Below are 25,785 nucleotides of genomic sequence, written 5' to 3'. Positions count from 1 at the left end.
CAGATTGTCCTGTTTGACCATCTACTAGGATGTTTCCTTTTCTAGCATGATTCGTTTATACTAGAGAAGTCAGTCGAACAAAGGGAGGAAGACAATGAATCACGAAGATTTTTTACAACGCGCAATTGATCTTGCAGTAGAAGGAGTCAATAGTGGTACTGGCGGCCCTTTTGGAGCAGTCATTGTCAAGGATGGACAGATTATTGCCGAGGGAAGCAACAATGTGACAACAACAAATGATCCAACCGCACATGCAGAAGTCACAGCTATTCGAAAGGCGTGCCAGACGCTACATACATACCCATTAGAAGATTGTATTTTATATACAAGCTGTGAGCCTTGCCCGATGTGCCTTGGCGCTATTTACTGGGCTAGACCAAAAGCGGTGTATTTTGCTGCTGGACATCAGGATGCAGCGACTTCTGGTTTTGATGACTCGTTTATTTATGAAGAAATCAACAAGGATTACGAATCAAGAAATATTCCATTTTATCAGCTGACACTTCAAAAAACCCTTGCACCGTTTGAAGCTTGGGAAACATACGAACAAAAGAAAGAATATTAAAAAAAGACACCTGCTGGTAAGCAGGTGTTTCTGATTTTCAGCGTGATAGAAAACCTTTTTTATTCAGCCACTTCAAGCTCTACTTCGATGTTCCCTCTTGTTGCTTTTGAATATGGACAGAATTCATGCGCAGCCTCGACAAGCTCTCTCGCTTTGTCATGGTCAAGGCCTTTTGCAGACACAATCAGCTTGACACCAAGCTTAAAACCGCCATCACTTTCATCTTTTAAAAGACTGACATGTCCCTCTACTTCTGATTCAATGTCTATCCCTTGCTTTTTCGCTACTTGTTCAAGTGCCCCTCCGAAACAAGCTGCATAGCCGGCTGCAAATAATTGCTCTGGATTCGTACCAGTTTCTCCGTCTTTCTTTGCATTAGGCATGACAATGTTATGATCGAGTACACCATCTTCTGAACGAACATGTCCTGCTCTTCCATGCTGCGCCTTTACTTTTGCTGTGAATAATGGTTTCATCTTCATCTCCTCCTTTATCTATTTATTCTTTTCACGTTCTATCCATTTCTCAAACATTTATCGCACATTAAAGAATTTTTCATTTTTGGGCTGTATTTATTTTAAAAAGGAAGAAAATCTTATACAATAATAAGTATGACAAAAAATAGTTGGTGACTGACATGACAAATGAATTCGAGCATATGAAGCTGGAAAATCAGCTTTGTTTCTTGTTATATGCAAGTTCAAGAGAGATGACGAAGCAGTATAAACCGTTATTAGAAGAGTTAGACATTACGTATCCGCAATATTTGGCACTGCTTTTATTGTGGGAGCATGGGACATTAAATGTGAAAACGATGGGAGAGCTTTTATATTTAGACTCCGGTACACTCACACCTATGCTGAAACGGATGGAGCAAAACGGACTCATCATCCGCGAGCGCTCGAAAGAGGATGAACGTTCTGTGCAAATTCGTTTAACGAAATATGGTGAACAGCTAAAAGAGAAGGCTACTGCGATTCCATTTCATATGCTGTCTGGGACAGGCAGATCGGAAGAAGAGTTAAAAACACTGCGCGCCTCTTTACATGAGCTTTTGCAAAAATTAACACAACCAAAAGGCTGAGGGAACATACCCTCAGCCTTTTATGATGTCAATTATTGTGCGACAGCTACTAGTTCTACTTCGATATTTCCTTGAGTTGCTTTTGAATATGGGCATACGCCATGTGCTTTATGAACAAGCTCATCTAATGCTGATTGCTCGATTCCAGTTCCTTTTACTTCTAGCTTAACGCCTAGTTTGAAGCCGTCATCTGAACTATCTTTCACTAAGCTCACATGTGCTGTTACTTCACTTTCAAAACGGATACGCTCTTGTCTCGCGACCATTTGAAGGGCTGAATCAAAACATGCAGAGTAGCCTGCTGCGAATAATTGCTCTGGATTTGTTGCTTTTTCAAGTTTTTTCGCTCTTGGTGTTCCAGGCATTGCTACATCATGCTCAAGCACACCATCGGTTGAAACAACCTTTCCTTCTCTTCCTCCGACAGCTGATACCGTTGCAGTAAATAAAACGTCTGACATGAATATAACCCTCTTTCTCTCTAATAATATTTTCTACAATTGAATTGTACACAATTTAAATTCGAGAGTCAATGAATAAACACTCTTTTTTTAAGATTTCCTTCTCACCTCTATTTTATGAGCATGTCACGCAGATTCATTTTTAGACAGTAAAAAAAGCCCTTGAATAAGGGCTTTTCAGATTGTTGACAAGAGCTTTTAGATGATGTCATGCTGCGCATTTGGTTGTTCTAGCGTGTGGTTTCTGTTATCCGGGTCGGCATTTGCTGCTGCCAGCCATAACGCCAGGATGGTGATGCTTGTACAGACGACTGCCCATTTTTTAAAATTCATATAAACAATCCCCTCTCTGAATATAGATTCGAGCATGTTCCGCTTCTCCGTAGAACATGGAAGATTTTTCATAATCCTCCATTTCATTATAATACTTTGCGGTGTCTAATGCCAGTTCCTCTATATCTGGATATGCATAGGCGGACTCTAAAAAATGAAAAATTCGTTTAATATGCTCCGCATCTTGCTTTAAGTACAATGCTTCTAAAAATATCGTCTTCTGAATATGGATGTCATCCTGAAGTGCTTCTGCTCGTTTCATACATTCTTCTCTGTAGTGTAAGGCTTCTTCGTGTTTACCTTGTTTGTATAATATCTGAGCGGCGGTATAAAGAGGGTCTATAGATCGACGAAGGTGATCGGATTGATTTTGGTCAAATAACGAGATGGATTCTTTCATTAGTTCGAGTGCGCGGTCAAGATCTCCCATTCGGTAATAACTGTTGCCCATATTAAACAAAGAGGAAGCAATAAAACGCACATTCTGAAAGTCTCTTGATCTCGCAAGTGCTCTCTCGAGATGTGGTAATGCCTTTTCATGTCTTCTCATATCATCATAGTTACCGGCCACAATAAATTCGCACTGGATCGTGCGAAGTGCATATAGCTCATGCTGAATATAGACATCCAGCGCCAGTTTGGCATGGTGCATCGAAATATGTGTTTGTTTCATGTGATAATATATTTCTGACATTTTAAAATGAAATTCCGCACGTTCAATATCATCTGACACAAAAGAAAGCTTGTGCTCTGCCTTTTGATAAGACGAGATGGCAGCAATATACTGCCTACGGCCAAATTCATACATGCCTCTGAAAAAATGATAGTAGTATTCAAGCATGCCTGTGACATGTGTTTGATGCTCATCTATTTCTTTCGAAAGCTCGGAAAAGTTGGCGCGAAGCTTTCCTTCCTTTAATGGCTTTAAGTAATCGAGCATGACCTCATGCCTGAATTCCATTAAAGAAAAATAGAGAAGCAAATTCTGATCTTCTTCCATTGAATCAAGAGAGGTGCGAATTTCCTGCTTTAATTGTTCTGCTTGTTCTGAATCAAATCTGCGGATTAATTCATACCACTTGTTGATTTTCACTCCAATATCCGAAGAGGGAATGATTTTCGCCATACGTTGCCTTCTCCAATCTTCTCAAAATATAAAACATTACCATATTTTATCATACTTGACCGAAGAAATACAAAAATGAAATGAAAGGAAAAAGAGAGCCTGCTGTCACAAGACTCTCTTTTGAATTCGTTATTCTCTTATTTGTCCTTGACCACGAATGACAAATTTTTCAGAGGTTAAAGCCGGCAGACCCATCGGCCCTCTTGCATGCAGTTTTTGTGTGCTAATCCCTATTTCTGCTCCGTAGCCAAATTCAAAGCCATCTGTGAACCGAGTAGAAGCATTGTGATAGACAGCGGCAGCGTCGACAGCTGTTAAGAAAAGTGAAGCATGCTGATCATTTTCCGTAATGATCGCTTCAGAGTGCTTGGAGCTATACGTTTGAATATGCTGAATCGCTTCTTCTATGCTCTCTACGATTTTAATACTGACAATCGGCGCTAAAAACTCCGTTTCATAGTCCTCTGTGGTCGCTAATGAAGCACTAGGCGCAAGGGCACATACGGCTTCATCGCCCCGCATCTCTATCCCATTTGCATGCAGGGCTTCAAATAACGAAGCGCCATATGTTTTTGCCCATGTTTCATGAATGACAATGCTCTCGATCGCATTGCAAACAGATGGCCTTTGGGTTTTAGCATTCAGCACAATCTGCTCAGCCATTTCGTTTTTCGCTGTTTCATCAATGTAGATATGACAGTTCCCTGCACCTGTCTCAAGCACTGGCACGGTAGACTCTCTCACGACAAGATCAATTAAATTTTTCCCGCCGCGCGGAATAAGGACATCCAGATATTCATTTAAAGTGAACAGCGTTTTCGCCGTTTCACGGCCTGTATCTTCAATCAATTGCACACTGTCTACTGGAATATCCGTTGTCTGAAGCGCTTCATGGATCACCTTGACAATCGCTTTATTACTATGAATGGCAGAGGAGCTCCCGCGAAGAATAACAGCATTCCCAGTTTTGAGGCAAAGGGTGGCAGCATCTACTGTCACGTTTGGTCTTGCTTCATAAATCATTCCAACCGTTCCGAGAGGCACACGCACCTTTTCGATGAACAGACCGTTTTCTTTTTGAATGGTTTCTAATGTTTCACCAATTGGGTCTTTTAAGTGAATCAGCTGAAGAGTAGCGTCTGCAATGGCGTCAATTCTCTCTTCTGTGAGTGTAATCCGGTCAATAACAGAAGGCGTGAACTGATTTTCCTCGGCAGCCTGAACATCCTTTTTATTCTCCTCCAATAAATAAGCGGAAGATGCTTTTAGTGCATTAGCGATGGCATGTAAAGCAGCATTTTTTTGCTCCGTCGTTTTTAGCAGCAGCTGATCTTTGGCTGTACTTGCTTTTTTTGCTTTTTCAAGAACTTCATTCATCGTATTCCCTCCTCAATTTTGTACATGCTGTACCCAGTGATCTCTGTGTATAACCTCAGGCTTCTCATTTGAAAGCTCATCACTTCGCATCCCTTTAATGCCGAGAAGCTCATCGGATGCGTACAAGGTTTGTCCCTTACCCACTAATCCGTTCGGACCGACCACTTCAACGACCTCTCCTTTAGAAAAGTCACCAGCGACATCAATGACTCCAGCCGGAAGAAGGCTTCTGCCGTTATGCAAAATCGCCGCTTCCGCTCCTGCATCTATCATGATTTTCCCAGAGACGGGTGAGTGGAATTGAATCCATTGACGGCGGTTGTTGACGGCTGATAAGTCCTGTTCTCCGATATACGTTCCGTCACCTTGACCCGCTAGAATATGAAGCAGCTTGTCTTCTCCAGTACCTGTGCCAATGAAGACTTTCACGCCAAGTGAAAGTGCGGTTTGTGCAGCAGACAGCTTTGATTTCATCCCGCCTGTTCCCACTTTTGAGCCTGTGCTCTTCGCATATGAAAACAATTCTTCTGAAATGTGTGTCAATACATCAAAACGCTTCGCCTCAGGATGCTCATTTGGATTTGCATCATATATTCCGTTAATGTCCGTTAAGATGATCAATTGGTCTGCATGGATTAATCCACTGACAAGAGCTGACAGCATGTCATTATCCCCAAAGGTAAGCTCCTCAATGGAAACAGAATCATTTTCATTAATGATCGGTAAAATTTTTCTTTCCAGCAGCTCCATCATCGTAGCGTAAGCATTTCGATATCTTGTTCGATCTGAAAAGTCATTACGGGTTAAAAGCATTTGTGCAGGTGTCATGTGAAACTGTGAAAATAGCTCTGTATATTTCTGCATTAACAAGCCCTGTCCAACCGCTGCTGCTGCCTGTTTCCCCTTTAAAGTCACAGGTCTTGATGGATACCCTAAGCTGCCAAACCCTGCTGCAACGGCTCCTGACGAAATTAAAATGATTTCATGCCCAGCCTCTTTCAGCTTTGCTATCGCTTTCACATGATCCTGCATTTTTTGTTCATCAATGGCTCCTTTTTGCTCTGTTAATGAACTGCTGCCAATTTTGATGACGATCCTTTGCTTTTTCATTATTGATTCCCTCCGCTATACCTTTAGGCACAAAAAAATCCCTTTTTCTCCTTATGTAAAGGACGAAAAGGGATTTTCCGTGGTACCACCTTCATTGAATAAGCATACATCTAGCTTATTCCACTCAACTCCTGTAACGCCAGGCACGCGCTTAGATTTTTCCTCTAAGGCTCAAAGGGCAGGTTCAGCAGCTGTCTGCGGCAAATGTTTCAGCATATCATTTGCTCTCTTTACGCATCAGTTCCTGCTTACTATTCCTTTTCAACGCTCGTTAATTTTTTTATATTATCACCAATTGCTCAGGAAAAGTCAAGCCGTCAATTAAATACAATCGTTTTATTCTCATGCACAATTATTCGATCTTCTAGATGCCATTTGACGGCACGTGCAAGCACACTCCGCTCAATTGTTCGGCCAATATTTTTTAATGCTTCTGCATCATCCCGGTGATCTACACGCTCAATATCCTGTTCAATGATCGGTCCTTCGTCTAAATCATTGGTCACATAATGAGAAGTCGCGCCAATTAATTTGACTCCCCGCTCATATGCCCGCTTATATGGATTTGCACCAATAAACGCTGGCAGAAAAGAATGATGAATATTAATGATTTTGTTCGGGTGCTGTTCAATAAATTCAGGCGTTAAAATTTGCATGTATCTAGCAAGCACAATGGCATCAATATCATACTCTTCTAATAATGCGAGCTGCTGTTTTTCCGCTTCTTTGCGAATGTCTTTGTTCGCCTTCACAAAATGGAACGGGATTCCAAGCGATTCCACTGTATCTTTTGCCGTTTCATGATTGCTGATCACGACCGCAATTTCAGCCATGACATTTCCGCTTTGCCATTCCCATAGCAGCTCATGTAAACAATGAAGCTCTTTTGACACAAAGATCGCCAGCTTTTTAAGCTCACTTGCACGCGACATGCTCCACGTCATTTGAAATGATGCTGCAATTGGCTCAAACTGATGTTTCAGCTGATCCATATTTGCCGAGATGTCTTTCCAATCAAATTCAATTCTTAAAAAGAACCGGCCGCTTTCATGATCTGTTGTGTATTGGCTGGATTCAATGATATTCGCTCCTTGCTCAAATAAAAAGGAAGAAACAGCTGATACAATTCCAGGCTGATCCGGACAGCTGACAAGCAACCTTCCTTTTTGCTCATGCTTTTGTCTGTGTAATTCAAGTTTCTCTGTTATCAAAGTTCTCATGTATCATGACCTCATTTACGTTTTCATTCTAATGAAATATTATACTGGACTGGAAAGAGAAAAAGCAATGTAGAGTCCTATTTTTTATTGAATATTCATTCAATTCTGCACCTGGCGTGATATAATGTGAATAGACCTTTTATCATAAAAGGAGAGTGATGTAAATGAAAAGTATGACTTTGTTTGGTAAAGTGAGCTTTTGGCTCGGCATCGTTTGTCTGATCACAGGTATTTCCCTTTTTATAGCCGGTGAAAGACTCATTCCTTTTCTCACATTTGGTGTGTGTTTTCTGCTTGTGAGCCAGCTTTACCGCAAAAATGAAAACGATTCCAATCATCATTCAATGTAACAAAAGGCTGGCATCTATCTGCCAGCCTTTTCTTATTCAATGATTTTCAATCCTACTGCCGCAGATAAAATCAGGGCGATGAAGAAAATACGTTTTGCGTCTTTCGACTCTCCGTAAAACAGCATACCGACCATGGCGCCTCCAGCAGCTCCGATTCCAGTCCAAATGGCGTACGCCGTTCCCATCGGAATCGTATTCATCGCAAGAGACAGCATCAGAAAGGACATCGAAAAGCCAGCTGCAATGAATAAAATCCATTTGACATGCCGGTCTTTTTGGAATTGATTCATCATGGTCACACAAAGCATTTCTAAGATGCCTGCCCCAATGAGTAAAAGCCAGCTCATGATTCAGCCTCTCCCTTCTTTTCACCTGTTGTCAGCTTCAGTCCTAATACACCGCACAAAAGCATGACAATCAAAAGCAGTTTGACAAGCTGAACCGGCTCACCAAGCACCATGCCTATGAGGACGGTACCTGCTGTCCCAAGCCCGGTAAAAACGGCATAAAGTGTGCCAACTGGCAGTACACTTGTTGCTTTCATGAGTAAATAAAAGCTCACGATAATACAAACGATGGTTGCGCCCCATTCTATGAGCGAGTGAGCATATTTCAGCCCCATCACCCAGCCGACTTCAAATATGGCCGCAATAAAGACATTTCCCCATTTCATCTGATCTTCTCCTTTCTGAACGATTCCAACCAACAAAAAAAGCCTGGAAATCGATCGTTTGATCAAATCTCCCGGGCTTTTATCCCTCCGTGTCCATATGGCCTCATCTAAGACCCTATGTGTTTTCTCTCGGTCCAGACTGCACCAGCGCACGGAACCCTAGAAAACCAATTCATGATATACAGACCTGACTTAGAGCAGATTCTGTATTAAAAATCTTATCACACCCCGATATGCCGGTCTACCAGTTTGCTCTCCCTCTTCAAATATACTTGTTCATTTTTCGAAAGAAATGATATGGGACCGGCGTATACTAAATAATAGACAAAGGAACGATCACTTCGCTGATATAATGAAATAAGATTGATGTGATGAACGATCCAAGATGACGCTTTGTTTACCAGCCCAAAGTACGCTGAATCACATTTTATAGGAAACCAAGAGGTGGATCGTATGATGATAACCGACGAACAGAAACATGAATTTTATCAAGCACTGGTTGACAAGAACCCGCAATATGACGGCACATTCTTTGCCGGCATTAAGACCACTGGTATCTTCTGCCATGCCACATGTACCGCTAGAAAACCAAAATATGAGAACTGTGAGTTTTTCTTTACAGCAGAGGAAGCACTGCTAGCAGGATATCGTCCGTGCAAGCGCTGCACACCATTAACATACCCTAACAGCATTCCAGAAGAAGTCAAAACACTCGTTTCTGCAGTTGAAACACATCCTGAAAAACGCTGGAAAGAAGAAGACTTTCATCAATTAGGGATTCACTCTGCAACGGCACGGCGGAAATTCAAAGAAATCTATGGTATGACCTTTGTTCAATATGCGAGATCACGCCGAATGGGACTTGCCTTTAAAGAAATTCTGAATGGAAAAAAAGTGATTGATCAGCAGGTCGCCTTGGGCTATGAATCTTCGAGTGCCTTCAATGATGCATTTACGAAAATTATGGGAAATCCCCCTAAAAAGACGCAAACCAAGATTCTCCACGCTAATTTTATTTCTACACCGATCGGGCGGATGATCAGCGTGACAGATGCGACGCATGTGTATTTACTGGAATTTGTGGACAGGCGGGGACTCGAAAAAGAAATTGAGAACATGAGAAAAAAGCATCAAGCCCGTATTTTAGTCGGGGAAACAAACGTCCATCAGCAATTGGTAAAGGAATTGACCTTATATTTTGAGAAAAAACTGACGCAGTTTACAGTACCACTTTCCTTGCATGGCACCCCTTTTCAAATGAAGGTGTGGGACCTGCTCACACGTATTCCTTCAGGCGAAACTAGTTCTTACCGAGATCTTGCTATGATGCTGGGCGATCCTCATTTGGTCCGGGCGGTTGGTAATGCAAATGGTGCCAACCAATTAGCGATTATCATTCCATGCCACCGCGTCATTCAAACAAGTGGTGAACTCGGGGGCTACGGCGGCGGGGTTGAACGGAAGAAATATTTGCTTCAGCTAGAACAGCGTATATAAAAGAAAAAACGGCTCTGCTTATTCGGTAAGCGAGCCGTTTTCTTCGTTACGGATGATGCTGTAGACATCAATGATTTGGTCCCATTTCGAAATGGTTTTTTCTTTTTTCATGCCCATTTTTAAAGCGACCTTTACCGATGCTTCATTGTCTGGGCGGATTAAGCTCACCATTCGTCTGACTTTCATTTCATCAAAGCCATAGGTAAGACAGCCTTTTGCGGCTTCAGCAGCATAGCCATTCCCCCATGCTGCTTTCTTTAGCATATAGCCGATTTCAAGTTCTGTTTGTCCTTCAATGTTTTGCAGAACAATCCCGCTTTGTCCAAGTGGTTCATTCGTTTCTTTCTCTTCAATGATCCACAAAGAGGTATGATACATGCGGTCATTCTTTTGATTCCATGCAATCCACTCTTTCGTCTGCTGCTCATCCTTCAAAGAAGGATAATACTTCATCACTTCTTCATCTTGGAACAACATATCATATAAAAATGGCGCATCATGTTCATTCATCGTTCTCAGTCTAAGGCGCTCTGTTTCAAGCACTGTCCGTGTTTGAAGTTTCATTTATGATCCTCCCCTCACTTACTGACTAAAAATATCTCCGAACAATCCATTTGAATCTGGGGCAAAGTAATGGAATCCCGCACCGGTTAAACTAGCTGCCAGCGCTGTCCACATGATTAAACTGACTGTCATCCACACTGCGACTTGCTTTCTTTTCGTTCCGAAGCTCATGCACATAAACGCGGCTAAATGACTGCCAATGATAAAAGGACCAACAAGTGCCAGACCTGGGAGACCATAACGTTCCCAAATTTTTCTCGCCCTCTGCTGCTTTTTTTCTCCTTTTTCATCAGTTTTGCCCTCTTTCTTCTTTAACCGCCATGCTTTAAAACGGTCTACGAAAACAATGAGAAGTAAAACGGTAAAAAAATTGCCGATGAATCCAATGACTGCTGCCGGTACAGGATGCATGCCACTTAAAATGGCCAACGGAACGACACCTACCACTTCAAAAAAAGGCAAAGCAGCCAATACAAACACAAGTACATATCCCCATAAAATATCCAAGCACAGAACCCCTTTTCATTTTTGTCCTCTTCCCATTGTAATGAAAAGTACGTTACCATTTCTACATTTTTTTAGAAAAAGAAAAGCACATCTTATAGGATTATAGATGTGCTCTGTTTTTTACATCGTGTTTTCACTTTTCTTGTTCGCCCGGCGTAAGACAATGAGCATAAGCCCTATTAAGATCACAACCGATAGTAGACTTTGCAAGAGAAGCACGCTTGGTGATGTCCAGCCAATCCATTCAAATAGGAGCTGCGGTCCGAAAAAGATGATCGGAATCAATGAAACGACATTCGCCTTTAAGATCGCATTAAAGACAATGATACATAGCAGCATGAGCAGGATGACGCCCCATCTTTGACCTGAGGTCAGGACAAGTAATGGTGTGCCGAGTTTTTGATCCAATAGTTTGATTGTGACCATTGAAGTCAACTGAAAGATTCCTAAGATCCAAAAATAAAGAAATGCCCGGCGGCTTGTCTGAAAGGCAGACGCTCTAAACATCACAATGATCATGATGACATTGGCCACTAAAACGAGCGGATAGCCAATCAATGCATACCAAGAATAGGATAAGCTTTGACTGATCGCATCTGATAAAATCATATAGAAGAGTGATCCAATTAAGAAGGCACTGACGAAAGGAACCCAGTCTTTATGGTTTCCTGACAGCTCTTTTGCGAGTTCATCAGCATAGCTCCGCGGATCTCCGCCAAACACAGCCTCCCCTGTTTTACCATCTTTTTCAGCCTCAACCGCATGTGTCGTCAGTTCATCCATTAGCTCATCAATTTCGTCCTCATTTTTCCCCTTTGAGATGAGATATAATTTCAGCTCTAGTAGGATGTGTCTTGTTTCTTTTGATACCATAATCTCACTTCCCTTTTTGTAGTAAACAGTTTACATTTTTTGAAAGCTCACTCCAGCGGGTAATAAACTCTGTGAGCGCTTGTTCTCCAGCTTGTGTGAGCGTATAGTATTTCCTTTTCGGTCCGCTCGCTGATGCTTTTGTGACAGTGGTCACGAGCTGTTCCTTTTGCATACGCAGCAGGATCGGATAGATACTTCCTTCACTAATTTGATCAAACCCGTAATGCGCGAGCTTCTTTGTCATTTCATACCCATAAATCTCACCCTCAGAAATAATCGACAGCAGGCAGCCTTCTAAAATTCCTTTTAGCATTTGTGTGGATGTTGTCATCTTTGTTCCTCCGATTCCAGTACCTTGCATCACAAGATAGCATCATCTTACCACACACTATCTTGTCATGCAAGATACTATCCTAGAAAAAAATCACCGCTGAAAGGGTGATTTTTACGCCCATGGTTTATCTGTTCCAAGTGCGTCAGCCAGTGCCTTGCTATGCTTTCGGCGGCTTTTTCTTTCCTCTGCCCGCTGCTTCGCTGTTTGATGCAGCATGATTTCTTCCTCTGTTTCCGGTACGACTTGTGGAACTCGTTTTGGCTTTCCGTTTTCATCTAGCGAGACAAAAGTCAGAAATGAAGTCGCTGCAAGTCTGCGCTCTCCAGACATCAAGTTTTCTTTCATGACTTTGACGAACACTTCCATGGAAGACGTGCCGACCCACGTCACATAGGATTCCAAGCATACTGACTCTTTTTGTCCAATCGGCTCTAAAAAGTCAACAGAATCCATCGACGCCGTGACCGTTTCACTGCGGCTGTGTCTTGCTGCCGAGATGGAAGCAATGTCATCTATATAACTCATTAATTTCCCGCCAAATAAGGTTTGGTGGTTATTCGTATCGAGAGGGAATACCCTGCTGGTTTTAACAACTTTCGATTCCTTGCAGTATTTGAAATTTTCTTCACTCATCATCATAGCTCCTTCTTGCTGTTTTCGTGAATGCGGAACGACTTTTATTAAACACTATTCTTTTAGGTTTGTCTAAACTTTTTGCTTTAGTCTCTTGTGAGAGATTTTCTTTCGGAAATGTTTCAACCATGACTAGAACGAGGAATAATAGAACTATGAACAAACAAGGAGGCCCTTTGATGGATTCTATGAGAGCAGAACAAATACACAAAATGCCGCAATGCATGAGTGAATATGACGATTTACAAGAAGTCCTTTTATGCAGTCCCATCTATATGGAAATCAAACAGATCATCAACGAAACCCAGAAACATTTTGCGCGAGAAAATATTTCTCAAATGAAAGCCGTTGCTCAGCATAAGCAATTGATCCAAACCCTAAAGAACCATCAAGTACGCCCCATCATGCTTCCGGCAAATGACCGCTTTCCTGAGCAAGTCTTTACTCGGGATATTGGGTTTACGATTGGACATACACTATTTGTTTCAAGCATGGCCGCACCGGTCCGGCAAGGGGAAGAACAATTGTTAAAAGAGTGGGCACAGGGAAAAGGCTGGAAAACTGTCACACTGACAAATGGAACGATTGAAGGCGGCGATGTGCTTGTGGATCAAACACGCGTATTTGTAGGAACGAGCAAAAGAACAAACCCAGCCGCTATCCATGAGCTTAAAAAAGAACTGCCGGATCATGATATCATTCCCATTCATCTTCCTCCTCACATTTTGCATCTCGATTGTGTGATGAATATTCTGTCTCATGATGAGATATTGATTTATCCTGAAGCGTTCAAAAAAGAGGATCTTCACCTGCTCAAAATGCATTATGATCTGATTGAAATAAGCGAACAAGAGCAATTCACACTCGGACCAAACGTTTTATCCATTGGGCAGAAAAAAGTGATCAGTTTGCCTATCAATCAACAAACAAATGCTGCATTAACCGCTCACGGGTATACTGTCATTGAAGTGGATTTTTCAGAAATCATTAAATCTGGCGGCTCTTTCAGATGCTGCACATTGCCGATTCGGCGTTCATCCACTAAAAAAGCCAGCGTGTAGAACAGCTTGTCTACTTGCTGGCTTTTTTTCTGCCTATTTTTATGTTCGATCGTATAAATGACAGGCGACATCATGCCCTTCTTCTACTGCTTGTAATATTGGTTTTTTTTCAGCACACACATCCATCGCTGCAGGACACCTTGTTCGAAATACACAGCCGCTTGGCGGGTTCACTGGACTTGGAATTTCTCCTTTTAAAATGAATCTTTTGCGCTTGTCCTCCACGTCAGGATCTGGAATGGGGATCGCAGACAGCAAGGCTTGTGTATATGGGTGCAGCGGGGTTTGATATAATGCATCACTGCTGGTTAATTCGACGAGATGACCTAAATACATGACACCGATTCGGTCGCTGATATATTTGACCATCGACAAGTCATGCGCAATAAAGAGAAATGTCAGCCCTTCCTCTTTTTGCAGTTTCTTCAGCAGATTCACGACCTGCGCTTGAACGGAGACATCTAGTGCAGAAATTGGCTCATCTGCCACAATAAATTTCGGCGCTAAGGCGAGTGCTCTCGCAATACCGATTCTCTGCCTCTGTCCTCCGCTGAATTCGTGGGGATAGCGAGTGGCAAAATCATAGCTAAGTCCTACTGCTTCAAGCAGTTCTTTCACTCGGGCAATCCTTTTCTTTTGACTTCCGTAAAGGTGGTGAATCTCCATTGGCTCCAGCATAATATCTTTTACAGACAGCCGCGGATTTAAGGAGGAATACGGATCTTGAAACACCATTTGAATTTGCCGATTAAAATCAAATGATTCTTTTTTAGAAAGGTGATGAAGACTTTTCCCTTCATATAAGGCTTCCCCATCTGTCGGTTCATAAAGACGCATAAGCACTTTTCCAAGTGTGGATTTTCCGCAGCCAGACTCGCCAACAAGGCCAAACGTTTCGCCTTGTTTCAGCTGAAAAGAGACACCGTCTAGCGCTTTTAACGTTCTTCCTTTCGATAGATGAAAATATTTTTTGAGATTGTTTACTTGTAAAAGTGGTTCAACTGCCATGACCATTCCTCCTCTCGCTTGGCAAATATCGTCTTGCACCTGCCCATTCCTTTTCATATGAAGTGCCAGAAAGGGAAAGAAGTTCAATTTCCCTGCCGGTTTTAGGCGAGTGAAGCATCATACCGTCACCTGCGTAGATACCAACATGGCGGACAGCTCCCTTTCCGTTGTCATTTGCGAAAAACAGTAAGTCGCCTTGTTCTAAATGGCTTGATGCGACCGGTGTTCCTTGCACTACCTGGTCACTTGCGTCTCTCGGCAAAAGATATCCGCACGCTTTGTACATGCTGTAAGCAAAGCCCGAACAATCATAGCCAAAGCTGCTCATGCCCCCCCATAAATACGAAAGACCAATAAATTGTTTCCCCGTGTCTACAACATCTTTGCCGGTCATAGAGGAAATGGATGAAACTGGCTGCACATCTGCTTTGTTGATTTCTCTTGTTCCTGCTGGTGTGACAACACGAAAGCGATCACTCGTTTCTTCTATAGCTGCCAGCTCTGTTAAAAAACTAATCTCCATGTCCGCTTGCCCGTTTCGATAGAGCACGGCTTTTTTCTGACAAACGATATGAGATGCAGCTGGCGCACTTCCCTCTGTAACTTGCTGTAGTTGGTTAGCAGGTATATAGCCAGGATAGCCTTGCGGATGTTTCCGGCTGGCCTGCTGCGGAATGACGACTTTCATCCAGCCGTCTGTCTCTTCTAATCCAATGACTCGTTCGCCGAGCAGTACTTGCGATTGGATTAGATTTTCTTCACATAAAGCCAATTTTTCTTCATATGTTTGCCGGTCAATCCACTCTTTGATCTTGAAGGAGCCCTGAAGTACCTTTTGATCGATTTCTCTCGGTGACTGCGGCGCTGTCCATACATTCGCAACTGCAACCTTTGATTCAAATATCATCATGAGACTCCTTTCACCCCTTGAATGCCTAACCCATGATGCGGCGGGAAAAAGATATCTTTTCCTTTGTACACGATTCCACCTTCTATCATGTCCTCTTGCAGCATCAGCGGGGCATCAAAATCGTAGCGGGTGATATTCGGCTGGCTGGCGGCGAGATGAGCGGCTGCTGTAATGCCAAGTTTTGACTCAATCATACTGCCAACCATGCACTTCACGCCGTATGCTTCTGCTAGAGCATTGATTTTTAGGGCTTCTTTTATGCCGCCTGATTTCATTAATTTTAAATTGATCAGATCACAGCTGCTCGTTTCAAGCACCTTGATCGCATCATGAAAACTGAAAATGCTTTCGTCTGCCATAATCAATGTATCTGTTGCTTCTGTCACACGGCGCAGGCCTTCGATATCTTCTTTCGGAACCGGTTGCTCTACTAGTTCGATATTCAGCGCCTCCATTTTCCGAATGGCTATGATCGCTTCCTTCCACGTCCATCCTTGGTTCGCATCGAGCCTGATCTGAATATCCGGCCCGACCTTTTCTCGAATTCGCTTGATACGCTGAATATCCGTATCTATGTCATCTTTTCCTACCTTGATCTTTAACGTCTGAAAGCCTTCAGCTGCGTATTGCTTCGCATCTTCCGCCATCTCAAGCGGACGGTTTACACTGACCGTATAATCGGTTTCAAGCTGACTGCGATATCCGCCAAGGTATTGATAAAGCGGAAGTCCTGCCTGCTTCGCTAAGCCATCATAAATGGCCATGTCAATCGCTGCCTTTGCGCTTGTGTTGCAAGCAAGCACGCGGTTCATATGAGAAAAAATTTGTTCATATTCTGACAAGGAAACCCCGAGCAAAATCGGTCTGATCACTTCGCAGATGGCATAGTCGATGCTTTCCAGCGTTTCACCTGTAATCACCGTTGTCGGGACTGCCTCTCCGTAGCTGACGTCACCTTGATCATATGTGATGATAACGATCAGAGATGCTGCATCATACACCGTTCGTAAAGCGGTTTTGAAAGGCTTTTTTAGCGGTACACTCATTCTGCATGTACGAACATCGACGATTTTCATTTGATCGCCTCTTTCGCTGCAACGCCTGGAGAAATGTGCAGTTTTTTTCCTGTCGCATCTAGTGCAGCCTGCGTGCCCATTGGAATGGCAAAGTTCGGCGAAGAATGACCGATTCGGAAGCCCCCAAGTGCAGGTTTCTTTTGCGGCACAATATAGGTATCCCATACTTGATTCAATGTGAGGGACTGATCTTTCTTTTTTGGCTCACATTGATGAAAATCTCCAATGATGAATCCAGCCGCATCATCCAATTTTCCAGCAGATGTGAGGTGCTGCATCATTCGATCGATTTTATAGGGCTCTTCGTCAATATCTTCAATGAACAAAAGCTTTCCCTTCGTATCGATTTCAAAAGGTGTACCAAGTGTTGTCACGATGAGGGCAAGATTCCCTCCTACAATCTCACCTGAAGCGGTGCCAGGATAAAAGGTATGAAGGGGTGACAAGTGGTGTGCATACGTAAAGGCTTTCGGTGTGAACAGCTGCAAAAAGGTATCCTTCGTATACGGATGGACCTCCTCAAGTCCCACATCAGAGGAAAGCATTGGACCATGAAAGGTCACAAGACCGGTCTGCTGCTGGATGGCCGTATGTAAAAACGTAATATCACTATAGCCCCAAAAGATTTTTGGATTCCGGCGAATGAGGTCATAGTCAATGGCTTCCGCAAGTCTTCCAGTCCCGTATCCTCCGCAAGCACAAATAACCGCCTTCACTTCTGGATCTTGAAACATGCGATGAAGATCCTCCACTCTTTCATGATCATAGCCTGCTAAATACCCATACCGGCAGTCGATATACTTTCCTTTTTTCACCTTTAGCCCGAGGCTTTCTAAAAAGGCAATCCCTTTTGCTAATTTCAGCTCATCAGGCGGGCTTGCTGGTGCAATAATCCCCACCGTATCCCCTGTTTGAAGTGCCACTGGCAGCTGGCTCATGCCATATCCCCTCTTTCTCTTTGTTTCTTTCAATCTATGGGCTTCTGCTTCATAACATGAACGAATAAAGGAACAGACGCTTTTATCTAAAAGCGTCTTTTGATCCTAATATCACTCTCCATCTACCTGTGCCCATTTCAAATCGATATACCCAACGGGGTGGCGGACAATTCCCTTCACGCCTTCTTTTTGTAAATGGACTTGGTTATAAAAATGAATCGGAATGATCGGTGCTTCTTCAATGAGAAGTGCCTCTGCATCATGAAGGAAGCTGTTTCTCTTTTGTTCGTCTGCTTCCTGGCTCGCTTTTTTGATCAGCTGATCATAGGTATCATTAGACCATCCTGTCCGGTTCATGGCATTCCCTGTTTGGAAGCTCTCTAGGAAGTTGATCGGATCTGCATAGTCTGCTAAAAATGAACTTTGTGAGAATTGGAATTTCAGCGCCTTTTGATCTTCTGCAAATACATTGGCTTCCATGTTCGCAAGCTTCACATCTACACCTAACGCTTCTTTCAGCTGCTGCTGGATGGCTTCCGCTTTTTTCTTGTTCTCAGGCTTTGTACTATATGTTAATGTGACGGCTGGCAGTTTCGAATAGTTCTCTTCTTTCAGCCCTTTTTCTAATAGCTTCGCAGCTTCACTCTTATCATTCTTCACAAGATCACCGCCAGCTTCTCTGAAATCCTCACCCTTTGAATCTAGGATGCCTGGCGAGACGAAAGCGCGTGCTGGCTTCTCTTCATTTTTCGTCACATAATCCACAATATCTTGCGGGTTGATCGCCATTTGAAAAGCTTTGCGAATGTTCTTATTTTGAAATGGTTCTATGTTCACATTTAGACGATAAAAGAACAATCCAGCCTGGTCTTCAATTTGTACATCTTTATTTTTCAGCAGATTTTCACTTTGCTCTGCTGGAACAAAGGCAGTATCTAAATCTCCTGATTGATACATTTGATAGTCTGTGTTTCGATCACTGATCATCAGCCACTTCACCTGATCCAGCTTGACCGTTTTGTTGTCCCAATACGTCTCACTTTTTTCCATTGTGAAGCTCTCATCATGCTTCCACTCTGTCAGCTTGAACGGTCCATTTCCAACAAAGGTTTTGGCGTCTTTTGCCCAGTTTGGATCCTTCTTAGCTACCTGTTCATTGACTGGGAAAAAGGCAGGGTTTGCGGTCATATTTAAGAACGATTTCTGCGGATAAGCCAGTGTGACCTTAAGCGTTTTGTCATTTACAGCGCTGACTTTCACGCCTTCTTTCTTGCCTTTTCCACTGTTAAAAGCCTCTCCGCCTTCAATCATGTACGCTAAGAACGATGCAGAAGAGCCTGTTTTCGGATCAAGCAGCCGTTTCCACGCATATTCAAAATCACTCGCTTTCACTGGATCACCATTTGACCACTTGATGCCATCTCTTAAATGAAACGTGTACGTTTTTCCATCCTCTGATATCTCCCATTTTTCCGCCATTGCAGGAGATGGTTCGTGCTTTTCATTCAGTCTTGTTAACCCCTCCATTAAGTTATTGAGTCCTTGCCACGATACATTATTAAAACCAATCGGCGGATCAAACGACGTCGGTTCATTTTCGTTATTTAAGGTTAACACTTTCTTTTCACCTTTATTGCTTGATGATCCTTTCCCTGCTTGCTCATTGGCTGTACATCCTGCGAGCAGCATGATCGTGAACAAACATACACTGATGATCCACCCTTTTTTTCTCATCAAAAACTCCCCCTTTGTGTTGAAGATAAAACCGTTTGATTCGCTCGATCATCTTGGAGCCAGCAATGCACTGTATGGGTAGGTGACCGCTGCGTTTCATGCGGCATGATATGATCACACACCTTCATGGCAGCCGGGCAGCGATCTGTATACGGACAGCCCTTTGGTGGAGCAAATAAATCAGGCGGGCTTCCTTCAATTGGAATGAGTTCATCTTTCATATCAAGTCTTGGAACGGATTGTAGAAGTCCTTTTGTATAAGGATGCTGCGGACTGTAAAAAATATCTCGCCTCGTTCCGACCTCCACCATTTTCCCCCCGTACATGACCGCCACTCGGTCTGCGACTTGTGCTACGACCCCTAAATCATGTGTGATTAAAATAATGGTGACACCTGTTTTTCTCTGAATCTCTTTAAACAGCTCTAATATTTGTGCCTGTATGGTCACATCCAGCGCGGTCGTCGGTTCATCTGCAATCAGCACTTTGGGCTCGCAAATCAGTGCCATGGCAATCATGAGCCGCTGCCTCATTCCCCCGCTGAACTGGTGAGGGTATTGCTTTAACCTTTCCTTCGGCTGCGGAATGCCGACCAAATCAAGCATCCGAATGGCGGCTTCTTTCACTTCTTTTTTCGTCAGCTTTTGATGCTCCTTTGCCGCCTCCATGAGCTGGTCCCCTATTGTCAAGGTTGGGTTCAGTGCGGTCATTGGATCTTGAAAGATCATCGAGATATCGACACCTCGTATGGCGCGCATTTCTTTTTCAGATAATGACAGCAAATTGCGGTCTTCAAACCAGATTTCTCCCTGATCGACATGAGCGCTGTAAGCTGGCAGCAGCCTCATAATGCTTTGTGAAGTCACACTTTTCCCGCAGCCTGATTCTCCCACAATGGCAAGGGTTTCTTTTTCATATACATCCACATTCACTCCGCGTACCGCTCGAACTGAGCCGCCATATGTCCGAAAGCTGACGTGCAGATCGATGATTTGTAGAACTTTTTTCAAAGCGCCATCACCTCTTCATCTTTGGATCAAGCGCATCTTGCAAGCCATCACCTAAATTGTTAAAGCAAAACATCGTGAGTGAAATAAAAAACGCAGGGAAAAATAAACGCCACCAATGTCCGTTATCTGACAGTACTGTCGGCAGCGCATCATTGGCCATCACGCCCCAGCTTGCAAACGGTGCTTGAATGCCTAAACCAAGAAAGCTTAAGAACGCTTCAGCAAATATCGCGGTCGGCACAGTCAAGGTCATCTGAACGATAATCGGCCCCATCGTATTCGGCAGCAGGTTGCGGCGAATGATACGCAGGCTCTTTGCACCAAAGGTTTTTGAGGCAAGGACATATTCCTGGCTTTTCAGCTGAAGAACTTGACCTCTTACGATTCTTGCCATTCCAATCCATCCGGTGACAGTGAGCGCTACAATAATGGTGACAAGCCCTGGCCCCATCAGGACCATTAATAAAATGACAACGAGTAAATAAGGAAGACCGTAGAGCACCTCGACAATTCGCATCATGACATGGTCATATCTCCCGCCCTTATAACCGGCAATCCCTCCATAAATCACGCCGATGGCAAAATCAATAAGGGCTGCCATGACGCCTACGAATAACGAAATACGCGCCCCGTACCATGTACGCGTAAACACATCTCGTCCAAGCTCATCCGTTCCGAACCAGTGAGCAGCTGATGGAGGCAGATTTTGCATCGAGAGACGTTGCTCTGTCACACTATTAGGCGCAAGCAATGGGCCTAATAGCGCCATGATAAAAAGAAAAATCAGTACCGATAGACTAAACATGGCAAGCTTATTTTGCTTCAGCCGTCTCCACGTGTCTGCCCAATACGAAAGAGAGGGTCTTTTAATGGCATGGGCCTCCGTTTTCTTTTGCTCTCTCGGAGAAAACCATTCGTCTGGCACTTCATGATGCGGATTCGGTTGATCCTGCTGCAAATGTATACTCATGCCTTTCCTCCTTTCTGATGCAGCTGAATCCTTGGATCAAGCAGGCGATACGCCACATCGACAATGAAAAGAAGTGTGATTAAAATAATGCTGTAAAAAACAGTGGTCCCCATGATGACAGGATAATCACGGTTGTTAATACTCTCGACAAAGTATTTTCCCATTCCAGGAATCGCAAATATTTTTTCAATGACAAAACTTCCAGTTAAAATGCTTGCGACAAGTGTCCCAAGAATGGTCACAACAGGCAAAAGCGCATTCCGAAGCGCATGTTTAAATACAATTTTAAAGGGAGAAAGTCCTTTTGCCTTGGCGGTGCGAATATAGTCCTGAGACAGCACTTCAATCATGCTCGATCTTGTTAAACGGGCAATAATAGCCATTGGACCGACAGCAAGAGCGATGGTTGGCAGCACCATATGCATCGGACTTGTCCACATCGCTGTAGGAAAGATTTTCAAATTCACAGCAAGCTGCTGAATTAATAAGGTAGCAAAGATAAAGTTTGGAATGGATATACCGAAAACAGCAATGGTCATGGCGATATAATCAATCAAGCCATTATGCCGGAGGGCAGCCATGACCCCCAGCAGGATGCCGGAGATGACAGCAATCAATATTGAGATAAGACCAAGTTCTAATGAGACTGGGAAGCCTCTTGCCAATAGATCATTGACACTTTCTGAAGGCTTTTTAATGGAAGGACCAAAATCAAAGGTAACGATGGATTTTAAATAGATGACATATTGAACATACAGTGGTTCATCTAAGTGATAGTAGCTTTCGAGGTTTCGCTGGACGGTTTCGTTTGTATTTCGTTCTTCATTGAAGGGCGATCCTGGGATGACCTTCATTAAAATAAACGTTAAAGTCGTAATCGTTAAGATCGTGGCAATCATCGCAATAAAACGCTTGAGCAAAAAGCTGGTCATCTGCCGTCTCCCCCTCGCTTAACAAAATGTTGTACGTGCGGCAAGCTCTGTCATGACAAGCATCGCTTGGTAGGCTTCTAATATATTCTCTGCTTGATACGTCACCGTTGTTGTTCCTTCTATGATGGCAGTACCCGGCATTAAATTCGCCCATTCAGCTTGTCCATAATTGGCAAACTCAATCTTCAGCAGCGGCTGATCAGGAGGCGTCAGCGGCTTGATGTGATGAATCTGTTTCATTGCGGCTTCCACTTGCTGCGAGATTTGTTGATTGACTTTGGCAGGCGTGAAACATTTCACAGCAGACCTTGATATGGTCTCTTTCACTGCTACTGTTTTCACACCAGGCAGCAGCTTTTCCGCTTCAAGTGCTGCTTGATCATCTCCGCAAACAAGAATCACCGGCACACCATAGTAGCCTGCAACATACGCATTAAAGCCCATTTCACCAATTGGGTGATCATTTATGTAAAAATGTCTGACACCAAAAATCATACTGTGTGACATCACACCTTTCATAGATGCCCTCGCATGATAGCCTAAAAAAACAGCAGCGTCATAGGTTTGATCTAATCCTTGAACCATTGAATAAGGCTTGACGTCACCAGATATAAGAGCAGCCTCTTCATGCAGTTCTTCGATCAACAGATTATTCATTTTAGAATGACTGTCATTGACCAAAATATCGGTTGCGCCATGCTGAAGAAGTGCCTCTACACAGGCATTCACTTCACCCGTCATGATCTTTCTGCCCCGTTCATAATTGTGCTGACGGGCATCGACAAATGTATGATCAGCTAGACCAGTAATCCCCTCCATATCGACAGATACATAGAGCTTCATCCCCATCCCCCTTTAATTAAACTTAAAATTTGTGTATATTTTTCTAAATTTTCTAAAAAATTATATGATTACTTGATTGATTTTTCAATACAATGTCTGAAAATAAGGAAATTAGACTCAGATAATACAGGTCAAAAGGCTTTATAGCAAAGGATTTTTTTAACAAATAAAACACCACTACCTATGTCTTTAGTGGTGTTTGTCAGCTTCGTCAATCTGTGATTTCAGCTGTTCATATTTCTTCATGGTTTGTGTAAATAGATCATCAAACATCTGAGGTGCCTGCTTTTGAATGACCTCAGCACCTTCACCTGTAATGCCCCCTTTTGTCGCCACTCTATCGACGGTTTCAGCAAAGGTGAGGCCGCGTTCTACAAGGACTTGACCTGTGCCTAAGAGGGCATACGTTAAAAATTCATACGCTTCCTCTAAGGAAAGCTCACTATTTCTCACAGCAGCTCTCGCCATTTCTTCAAAAAGAGCAGCGATAAAACCAGGAGAAGAGCTCGTCAAATTACTCGCCGCATCAAACCGGTCTTCCTCTACTTCACGGACGATGCTAAAAGCTGAAAGGAGACGGTGCAAACGCGCCTTTTCTTCCTGACCTGCGGTTTCACCATGCGCAACGAGGGATACGCCCGTTCCAACAGCTGACGTGAGCGTTGGGATGTATCTCGAAACTGGTTGAGTCGTATGCTTTGATAACTTGTCTAACGTCACAGCCGCGGCTACTGACACAATATGTACCGATTTGGCTGCTGAAGGCAGTTGATCGAGCACATCAAGTACAACAAGCGGCGGCACGCAGACAAAAAGTACATCACATGAGGCAGAAAGTTCGTCTAATGAGCAGATATTTATTTCTTGATGCTTGTCTTTGAGCTGATGCAGGCGGTCCGTTTCACTTCTTGTATGGATCATGATTTGATGGGCATTGAGTACCTCTTTTTCCAGCCATTTTTGCACCATCATATCAGCCATGCTTCCATATCCAATCATTCCAATTGTCTCCACAGTTTAATCTCCTCTATTTTGCTTAGATTCACTACTTATTTTAACAATTTCCCACAATGTTTTCATTTTTATCCCACACTTTTTTCTTACGATATAGTCAGTATCCACCACTTAAGGTAAACCCCATCGAACCATACATGAAAAATTGAAGAAAGAGAGTGATTCGAATGACACATCACAAAAATGAAAAACACCCTTCTCATGAACTTCAAACAATTGAACAGCCACAAAAACAAAAGAAAAAGCCCAGTGGCTGGTTTAAGCCATTCGTCAGCGGCATTGTGGGTGGTACGCTAGCATTAGGTGTCTACATCCTTACGCCATATGCCCAGCACGCATCAGACAACACAGCAAACAATTCAGCAGCAAAAACAGAAGCTGTATCGACAATTGATACAAGTGCCAAATCGTCAAAAACAACCGCCGTCCAAACATCACATTCATCAAGCAGCATCTCAAGCATGGTCGAAAATATATCATCAGCCATTGTCGGCATTACAAACTACCAAGCGCAAAGTCAAACAGACATGAGCTTTGGCGATTTCAATACGCCTTTTGATGAATCACAGCAAAACAAAAACAGTCAAGAGGAAAAAACAGGTACAGGCTCAGGAGTGATTTTCAAAAAATCCGGAAGTAAAGCCTATGTCTTAACAAACAACCACGTCATTGAAGGGGCAAATAGACTAACGGTCTCCTTGCACGATGGCAAAACCGTTGAAGGTAAATTAGTCGGAGCTGACCCGCTGACTGACCTAGCAGTTGTAGAAATTAGCAGCAATCATGTAACGAAGGTCGCGGCATTAGGCGATTCCTCCTCGCTGCGTGCTGGGGAAACCGTCATCGCAATTGGAAACCCGCTTGGTGAAGATCTATCAAGAACCGTGACACAAGGAATTGTCAGCGGTGTCGACCGAACAGTCTCTATGAATACATCAGCAGGCGAAAGCAGCATTAATGTCATTCAAACAGATGCAGCCATAAACCCAGGTAATAGCGGCGGCCCGCTTCTTACGACAGACGGAAAGGTTGTGGGGATCACGAGTATGAAAATCTCTGAAACAGGTGTTGAAGGCATTGGATTCGCACTTCCAATCAATGATGTCAAACCAATCGCCGATCAGCTTCTCGCAAAAGGAAAGATTGAGCGTCCATATATCGGCATCAGCATGCTGGATCTCGAACAAGTCCCAGATGTGTATCAGAAAGAAACACTCGGGCTCAAAAATAGTCAGCGGGATAAAGGTGTGTACGTCAAAGAAATCGCCGCAGGCTCACCTGCCGCCAAAGCTGGCTTTAAGTCAGAGGATGTCATTACCGCCATCGATGGGAAACAAATCAAAACCGGAAGTGAATTACGTCATGAGCTATACACGAATACAAAAGTAGGAGACACCGTGAGCATCACACTCATTCGAAACGGAAAAGAAGAAACAAAGAAGGTTACATTAATACAATCTGAATCTAAGCAGGTAAGTTCCTAAAGCAAAAAGCAGCTCATCATGAGCTGCCCAGATTGTTGACAAAGGGCTAAAATCATCTTGATTTTAGCCCTTTGTCTTCTTTTCAGCGTGATAGAAAA

At 43.3% G+C, this 25,785-nt stretch carries 30 protein-coding genes, 1 riboswitch and 1 other annotated feature; of the genes, 6 read left to right on the top strand and 24 right to left on the bottom strand.

The features are described from left to right. Positions 1–94: 94 nt before the first annotated feature. Complete coding sequence (guaD, locus tag C6348_RS01995; protein ID WP_106041684.1) at positions 95–565, top strand: guanine deaminase; 471 nt, start codon at positions 95–97, stop codon at positions 563–565. Positions 566–624: 59 nt separating this feature from the next. Here the strand turns inward: guaD and ohrB are convergent, their stop codons facing one another. Further along, the gene (ohrB, locus tag C6348_RS01990; protein ID WP_034662985.1) at positions 625–1,041 is read right to left on the bottom strand and encodes an organic hydroperoxide resistance protein OhrB; all 417 of its coding nucleotides are present in this window, start codon (positions 1,039–1,041) and stop codon (positions 625–627) included. A 161-nt stretch (positions 1,042–1,202) separates the two neighbouring features. On the opposite strand from ohrB, the gene C6348_RS01985 reads away from it, so the two are divergent. Continuing rightward, entirely contained in the window at positions 1,203–1,649 is a 447-nt protein-coding gene (locus C6348_RS01985) for a MarR family winged helix-turn-helix transcriptional regulator (protein WP_106041682.1), read from the top strand. Between the two features lie 32 nt (positions 1,650–1,681). Here C6348_RS01985 and C6348_RS01980 read toward each other — a convergent pair whose 3' ends face one another. The 6 genes from C6348_RS01980 to purU form a co-directional block, all read right to left on the bottom strand. After that, complete coding sequence (locus C6348_RS01980) at positions 1,682–2,110, bottom strand: organic hydroperoxide resistance protein (RefSeq protein WP_034662992.1); 429 nt, start codon at positions 2,108–2,110, stop codon at positions 1,682–1,684. Between the two features lie 198 nt (positions 2,111–2,308). Then, positions 2,309–2,443, bottom strand: a complete 135-nt coding sequence (locus tag C6348_RS01975) for a hypothetical protein (protein ID WP_034662996.1) — start codon at positions 2,441–2,443, stop codon at positions 2,309–2,311. Continuing rightward, complete coding sequence (locus tag C6348_RS01970) at positions 2,433–3,569, bottom strand: Rap family tetratricopeptide repeat protein (RefSeq protein ID WP_095285060.1); 1,137 nt, start codon at positions 3,567–3,569, stop codon at positions 2,433–2,435. Before C6348_RS01970 ends, C6348_RS01975 begins: the two co-directional genes overlap by 11 nt. Before the next feature lie 129 nt (positions 3,570–3,698). Then, the gene (locus tag C6348_RS01965) at positions 3,699–4,946 is read right to left on the bottom strand and encodes a glutamate-5-semialdehyde dehydrogenase (RefSeq protein WP_106041680.1); all 1,248 of its coding nucleotides are present in this window, start codon (positions 4,944–4,946) and stop codon (positions 3,699–3,701) included. 12 nt (positions 4,947–4,958) lie between these two features. Further along, complete coding sequence (gene proB, locus C6348_RS01960; RefSeq protein ID WP_034663006.1) at positions 4,959–6,056, bottom strand: glutamate 5-kinase; 1,098 nt, start codon at positions 6,054–6,056, stop codon at positions 4,959–4,961. A gap of 55 nt (positions 6,057–6,111) precedes the next feature. Further along, positions 6,112–6,330: a binding site (T-box leader), on the bottom strand. 43 nt (positions 6,331–6,373) lie between these two features. Next, positions 6,374–7,276, bottom strand: a complete 903-nt coding sequence (gene purU / locus C6348_RS01955; protein ID WP_106041678.1) for a formyltetrahydrofolate deformylase — start codon at positions 7,274–7,276, stop codon at positions 6,374–6,376. Between the two features lie 164 nt (positions 7,277–7,440). On the opposite strand from purU, the gene C6348_RS01950 reads away from it, so the two are divergent. Continuing rightward, entirely contained in the window at positions 7,441–7,626 is a 186-nt protein-coding gene (locus C6348_RS01950) for a hypothetical protein (RefSeq protein ID WP_034663011.1), read from the top strand. 32 nt (positions 7,627–7,658) lie between these two features. Here C6348_RS01950 and C6348_RS01945 read toward each other — a convergent pair whose 3' ends face one another. After that, a complete protein-coding gene (locus C6348_RS01945) occupies positions 7,659–7,973 on the bottom strand; it encodes a DMT family transporter (RefSeq protein WP_034663013.1) in 315 nt (104 codons plus the stop codon). Beyond that, positions 7,970–8,299 (bottom strand): DMT family transporter, encoded by a 330-nt coding sequence (locus C6348_RS01940; RefSeq protein WP_034663015.1) that lies wholly within the window; start codon positions 8,297–8,299, stop codon positions 7,970–7,972. The genes C6348_RS01945 and C6348_RS01940 overlap by 4 nt, the downstream gene beginning before the upstream one ends. 66 nt (positions 8,300–8,365) lie before the next feature. Next, a riboswitch (guanidine-I (ykkC/yxkD leader) is annotated at positions 8,366–8,473 on the bottom strand. A 279-nt stretch (positions 8,474–8,752) separates the two neighbouring features. Between C6348_RS01940 and C6348_RS01935 the strand changes: the two genes are divergently transcribed. Continuing rightward, on the top strand, positions 8,753–9,796 hold the full coding sequence (locus C6348_RS01935; protein ID WP_034663018.1) for a bifunctional transcriptional activator/DNA repair enzyme AdaA: 1,044 nt from the start codon (positions 8,753–8,755) through the stop codon (positions 9,794–9,796). Positions 9,797–9,814: 18 nt separating this feature from the next. On the opposite strand, the gene C6348_RS01930 is transcribed toward C6348_RS01935, so the two are convergent. From C6348_RS01930 to C6348_RS01910, 5 genes are all read right to left on the bottom strand, one after another. After that, positions 9,815–10,360: a GNAT family N-acetyltransferase gene (locus tag C6348_RS01930; RefSeq protein WP_106041676.1), complete on the bottom strand. Its 546-nt coding sequence runs from the start codon at positions 10,358–10,360 to the stop codon at positions 9,815–9,817. 18 nt (positions 10,361–10,378) lie between these two features. Beyond that, the gene (locus C6348_RS01925; RefSeq protein ID WP_106041674.1) at positions 10,379–10,867 is read right to left on the bottom strand and encodes a small multi-drug export protein; all 489 of its coding nucleotides are present in this window, start codon (positions 10,865–10,867) and stop codon (positions 10,379–10,381) included. Positions 10,868–10,987: 120 nt separating this feature from the next. Further along, the gene (locus C6348_RS01920) at positions 10,988–11,740 is read right to left on the bottom strand and encodes an HAAS domain-containing protein (RefSeq protein WP_106041672.1); all 753 of its coding nucleotides are present in this window, start codon (positions 11,738–11,740) and stop codon (positions 10,988–10,990) included. Between the two features lie 4 nt (positions 11,741–11,744). Continuing rightward, entirely contained in the window at positions 11,745–12,071 is a 327-nt protein-coding gene (locus tag C6348_RS01915) for a PadR family transcriptional regulator (protein ID WP_012009682.1), read from the bottom strand. Positions 12,072–12,185: 114 nt separating this feature from the next. Next, positions 12,186–12,707: an acyl-CoA thioesterase gene (locus C6348_RS01910; protein WP_060596084.1), complete on the bottom strand. Its 522-nt coding sequence runs from the start codon at positions 12,705–12,707 to the stop codon at positions 12,186–12,188. A gap of 179 nt (positions 12,708–12,886) precedes the next feature. Here C6348_RS01910 and C6348_RS01905 point away from each other — a divergent pair, with 179 nt between their 5' ends. Next, positions 12,887–13,768 (top strand): dimethylarginine dimethylaminohydrolase family protein, encoded by an 882-nt coding sequence (locus C6348_RS01905; RefSeq protein WP_106041670.1) that lies wholly within the window; start codon positions 12,887–12,889, stop codon positions 13,766–13,768. Positions 13,769–13,807: 39 nt separating this feature from the next. Here C6348_RS01905 and C6348_RS01900 read toward each other — a convergent pair whose 3' ends face one another. The 10 genes from C6348_RS01900 to proG all read right to left on the bottom strand — a co-directional run bounded on the left by C6348_RS01900 (position 13,808) and on the right by proG (position 24,203). Beyond that, positions 13,808–14,776 carry an ABC transporter ATP-binding protein gene (locus C6348_RS01900; RefSeq protein ID WP_106041668.1) on the bottom strand — a complete coding sequence of 323 codons (969 nt, stop codon included), beginning with the start codon at positions 14,774–14,776 and terminating at the stop codon, positions 13,808–13,810. Beyond that, complete coding sequence (locus tag C6348_RS01895; RefSeq protein ID WP_106041666.1) at positions 14,766–15,683, bottom strand: C40 family peptidase; 918 nt, start codon at positions 15,681–15,683, stop codon at positions 14,766–14,768. The genes C6348_RS01900 and C6348_RS01895 overlap by 11 nt, the downstream gene beginning before the upstream one ends. Beyond that, positions 15,683–16,762, bottom strand: a complete 1,080-nt coding sequence (locus tag C6348_RS01890) for a dipeptide epimerase (RefSeq protein WP_106041664.1) — start codon at positions 16,760–16,762, stop codon at positions 15,683–15,685. The genes C6348_RS01895 and C6348_RS01890 overlap by 1 nt, the downstream gene beginning before the upstream one ends. Beyond that, positions 16,759–17,700: a S66 peptidase family protein gene (locus C6348_RS01885; RefSeq protein WP_106041662.1), complete on the bottom strand. Its 942-nt coding sequence runs from the start codon at positions 17,698–17,700 to the stop codon at positions 16,759–16,761. The genes C6348_RS01890 and C6348_RS01885 overlap by 4 nt, the downstream gene beginning before the upstream one ends. 111 nt (positions 17,701–17,811) lie before the next feature. Continuing rightward, positions 17,812–19,434 (bottom strand): peptide ABC transporter substrate-binding protein, encoded by a 1,623-nt coding sequence (locus C6348_RS01880; protein ID WP_106041661.1) that lies wholly within the window; start codon positions 19,432–19,434, stop codon positions 17,812–17,814. Then, complete coding sequence (locus C6348_RS01875; protein ID WP_106041659.1) at positions 19,434–20,444, bottom strand: ABC transporter ATP-binding protein; 1,011 nt, start codon at positions 20,442–20,444, stop codon at positions 19,434–19,436. Before C6348_RS01875 ends, C6348_RS01880 begins: the two co-directional genes overlap by 1 nt. A 7-nt stretch (positions 20,445–20,451) precedes the next feature. Then, entirely contained in the window at positions 20,452–21,414 is a 963-nt protein-coding gene (locus tag C6348_RS01870) for an ABC transporter permease (protein ID WP_044138912.1), read from the bottom strand. Further along, positions 21,411–22,346, bottom strand: coding sequence for an ABC transporter permease (locus C6348_RS01865; RefSeq protein WP_106041657.1), 936 nt, complete (start codon positions 22,344–22,346; stop codon positions 21,411–21,413). The genes C6348_RS01870 and C6348_RS01865 overlap by 4 nt, the downstream gene beginning before the upstream one ends. Before the next feature lie 18 nt (positions 22,347–22,364). After that, positions 22,365–23,189 (bottom strand): M55 family metallopeptidase, encoded by an 825-nt coding sequence (locus C6348_RS01860; protein ID WP_106041655.1) that lies wholly within the window; start codon positions 23,187–23,189, stop codon positions 22,365–22,367. 189 nt (positions 23,190–23,378) lie between these two features. After that, entirely contained in the window at positions 23,379–24,203 is an 825-nt protein-coding gene (gene proG / locus C6348_RS01855; protein ID WP_066030998.1) for a pyrroline-5-carboxylate reductase ProG, read from the bottom strand. Between the two features lie 167 nt (positions 24,204–24,370). On the opposite strand from proG, the gene C6348_RS01850 reads away from it, so the two are divergent. Continuing rightward, positions 24,371–25,687, top strand: coding sequence for a S1C family serine protease (locus C6348_RS01850; protein ID WP_106041653.1), 1,317 nt, complete (start codon positions 24,371–24,373; stop codon positions 25,685–25,687). Positions 25,688–25,785: the final 98 nt, after the last annotated feature.

Source organism: Bacillus sp. YBWC18 (genome assembly GCF_002998775.1).
In the GTDB taxonomy this organism is placed as follows: Bacteria; Bacillota; Bacilli; order Bacillales; family Bacillaceae; genus Bacillus.
Note: the sequence above shows the minus strand (reverse complement) of the source record. Positions and strands in the feature narration are given on the sequence as shown.

Excerpts from the sequence above, each read along its gene's own strand:
- C6348_RS01945 (WP_034663013.1), bottom strand. The coding sequence starts at position 7,973 with ATGAGCTGGCTTTTACTCATTGGGGCAGGCATCTTAGAAATGCTTTGT.
- C6348_RS01935 (WP_034663018.1), top strand. The coding sequence starts at position 8,753 with ATGATGATAACCGACGAACAGAAACATGAATTTTATCAAGCACTGGTT.
- C6348_RS01850 (WP_106041653.1), top strand. The coding sequence starts at position 24,371 with ATGACACATCACAAAAATGAAAAACACCCTTCTCATGAACTTCAAACA.
- C6348_RS01965 (WP_106041680.1), bottom strand. The coding sequence starts at position 4,946 with ATGAATGAAGTTCTTGAAAAAGCAAAAAAAGCAAGTACAGCCAAAGAT.
- C6348_RS01860 (WP_106041655.1), bottom strand. The coding sequence starts at position 23,189 with ATGAAGCTCTATGTATCTGTCGATATGGAGGGGATTACTGGTCTAGCT.
- C6348_RS01880 (WP_106041661.1), bottom strand. The coding sequence starts at position 19,434 with ATGAGAAAAAAAGGGTGGATCATCAGTGTATGTTTGTTCACGATCATG.
- C6348_RS01985 (WP_106041682.1), top strand. The coding sequence starts at position 1,203 with ATGACAAATGAATTCGAGCATATGAAGCTGGAAAATCAGCTTTGTTTC.
- C6348_RS01895 (WP_106041666.1), bottom strand. The coding sequence starts at position 15,683 with ATGATATTTGAATCAAAGGTTGCAGTTGCGAATGTATGGACAGCGCCG.
- C6348_RS01940 (WP_034663015.1), bottom strand. The coding sequence starts at position 8,299 with ATGAAATGGGGAAATGTCTTTATTGCGGCCATATTTGAAGTCGGCTGG.
- C6348_RS01915 (WP_012009682.1), bottom strand. The coding sequence starts at position 12,071 with ATGACAACATCCACACAAATGCTAAAAGGAATTTTAGAAGGCTGCCTG.
- C6348_RS01975 (WP_034662996.1), bottom strand. The coding sequence starts at position 2,443 with ATGAATTTTAAAAAATGGGCAGTCGTCTGTACAAGCATCACCATCCTG.
- C6348_RS01910 (WP_060596084.1), bottom strand. The coding sequence starts at position 12,707 with ATGAGTGAAGAAAATTTCAAATACTGCAAGGAATCGAAAGTTGTTAAA.
- guaD (WP_106041684.1), top strand. The coding sequence starts at position 95 with ATGAATCACGAAGATTTTTTACAACGCGCAATTGATCTTGCAGTAGAA.
- C6348_RS01885 (WP_106041662.1), bottom strand. The coding sequence starts at position 17,700 with ATGAGCCAGCTGCCAGTGGCACTTCAAACAGGGGATACGGTGGGGATT.
- C6348_RS01900 (WP_106041668.1), bottom strand. The coding sequence starts at position 14,776 with ATGGCAGTTGAACCACTTTTACAAGTAAACAATCTCAAAAAATATTTT.
- proB (WP_034663006.1), bottom strand. The coding sequence starts at position 6,056 with ATGAAAAAGCAAAGGATCGTCATCAAAATTGGCAGCAGTTCATTAACA.
- purU (WP_106041678.1), bottom strand. The coding sequence starts at position 7,276 with ATGAGAACTTTGATAACAGAGAAACTTGAATTACACAGACAAAAGCAT.
- C6348_RS01905 (WP_106041670.1), top strand. The coding sequence starts at position 12,887 with ATGGATTCTATGAGAGCAGAACAAATACACAAAATGCCGCAATGCATG.
- C6348_RS01980 (WP_034662992.1), bottom strand. The coding sequence starts at position 2,110 with ATGTCAGACGTTTTATTTACTGCAACGGTATCAGCTGTCGGAGGAAGA.
- C6348_RS01870 (WP_044138912.1), bottom strand. The coding sequence starts at position 21,414 with ATGAGTATACATTTGCAGCAGGATCAACCGAATCCGCATCATGAAGTG.
- C6348_RS01890 (WP_106041664.1), bottom strand. The coding sequence starts at position 16,762 with ATGAAAATCGTCGATGTTCGTACATGCAGAATGAGTGTACCGCTAAAA.
- C6348_RS01950 (WP_034663011.1), top strand. The coding sequence starts at position 7,441 with ATGAAAAGTATGACTTTGTTTGGTAAAGTGAGCTTTTGGCTCGGCATC.
- C6348_RS01970 (WP_095285060.1), bottom strand. The coding sequence starts at position 3,569 with ATGGCGAAAATCATTCCCTCTTCGGATATTGGAGTGAAAATCAACAAG.
- ohrB (WP_034662985.1), bottom strand. The coding sequence starts at position 1,041 with ATGAAACCATTATTCACAGCAAAAGTAAAGGCGCAGCATGGAAGAGCA.
- C6348_RS01865 (WP_106041657.1), bottom strand. The coding sequence starts at position 22,346 with ATGACCAGCTTTTTGCTCAAGCGTTTTATTGCGATGATTGCCACGATC.
- C6348_RS01930 (WP_106041676.1), bottom strand. The coding sequence starts at position 10,360 with ATGAAACTTCAAACACGGACAGTGCTTGAAACAGAGCGCCTTAGACTG.
- C6348_RS01920 (WP_106041672.1), bottom strand. The coding sequence starts at position 11,740 with ATGGTATCAAAAGAAACAAGACACATCCTACTAGAGCTGAAATTATAT.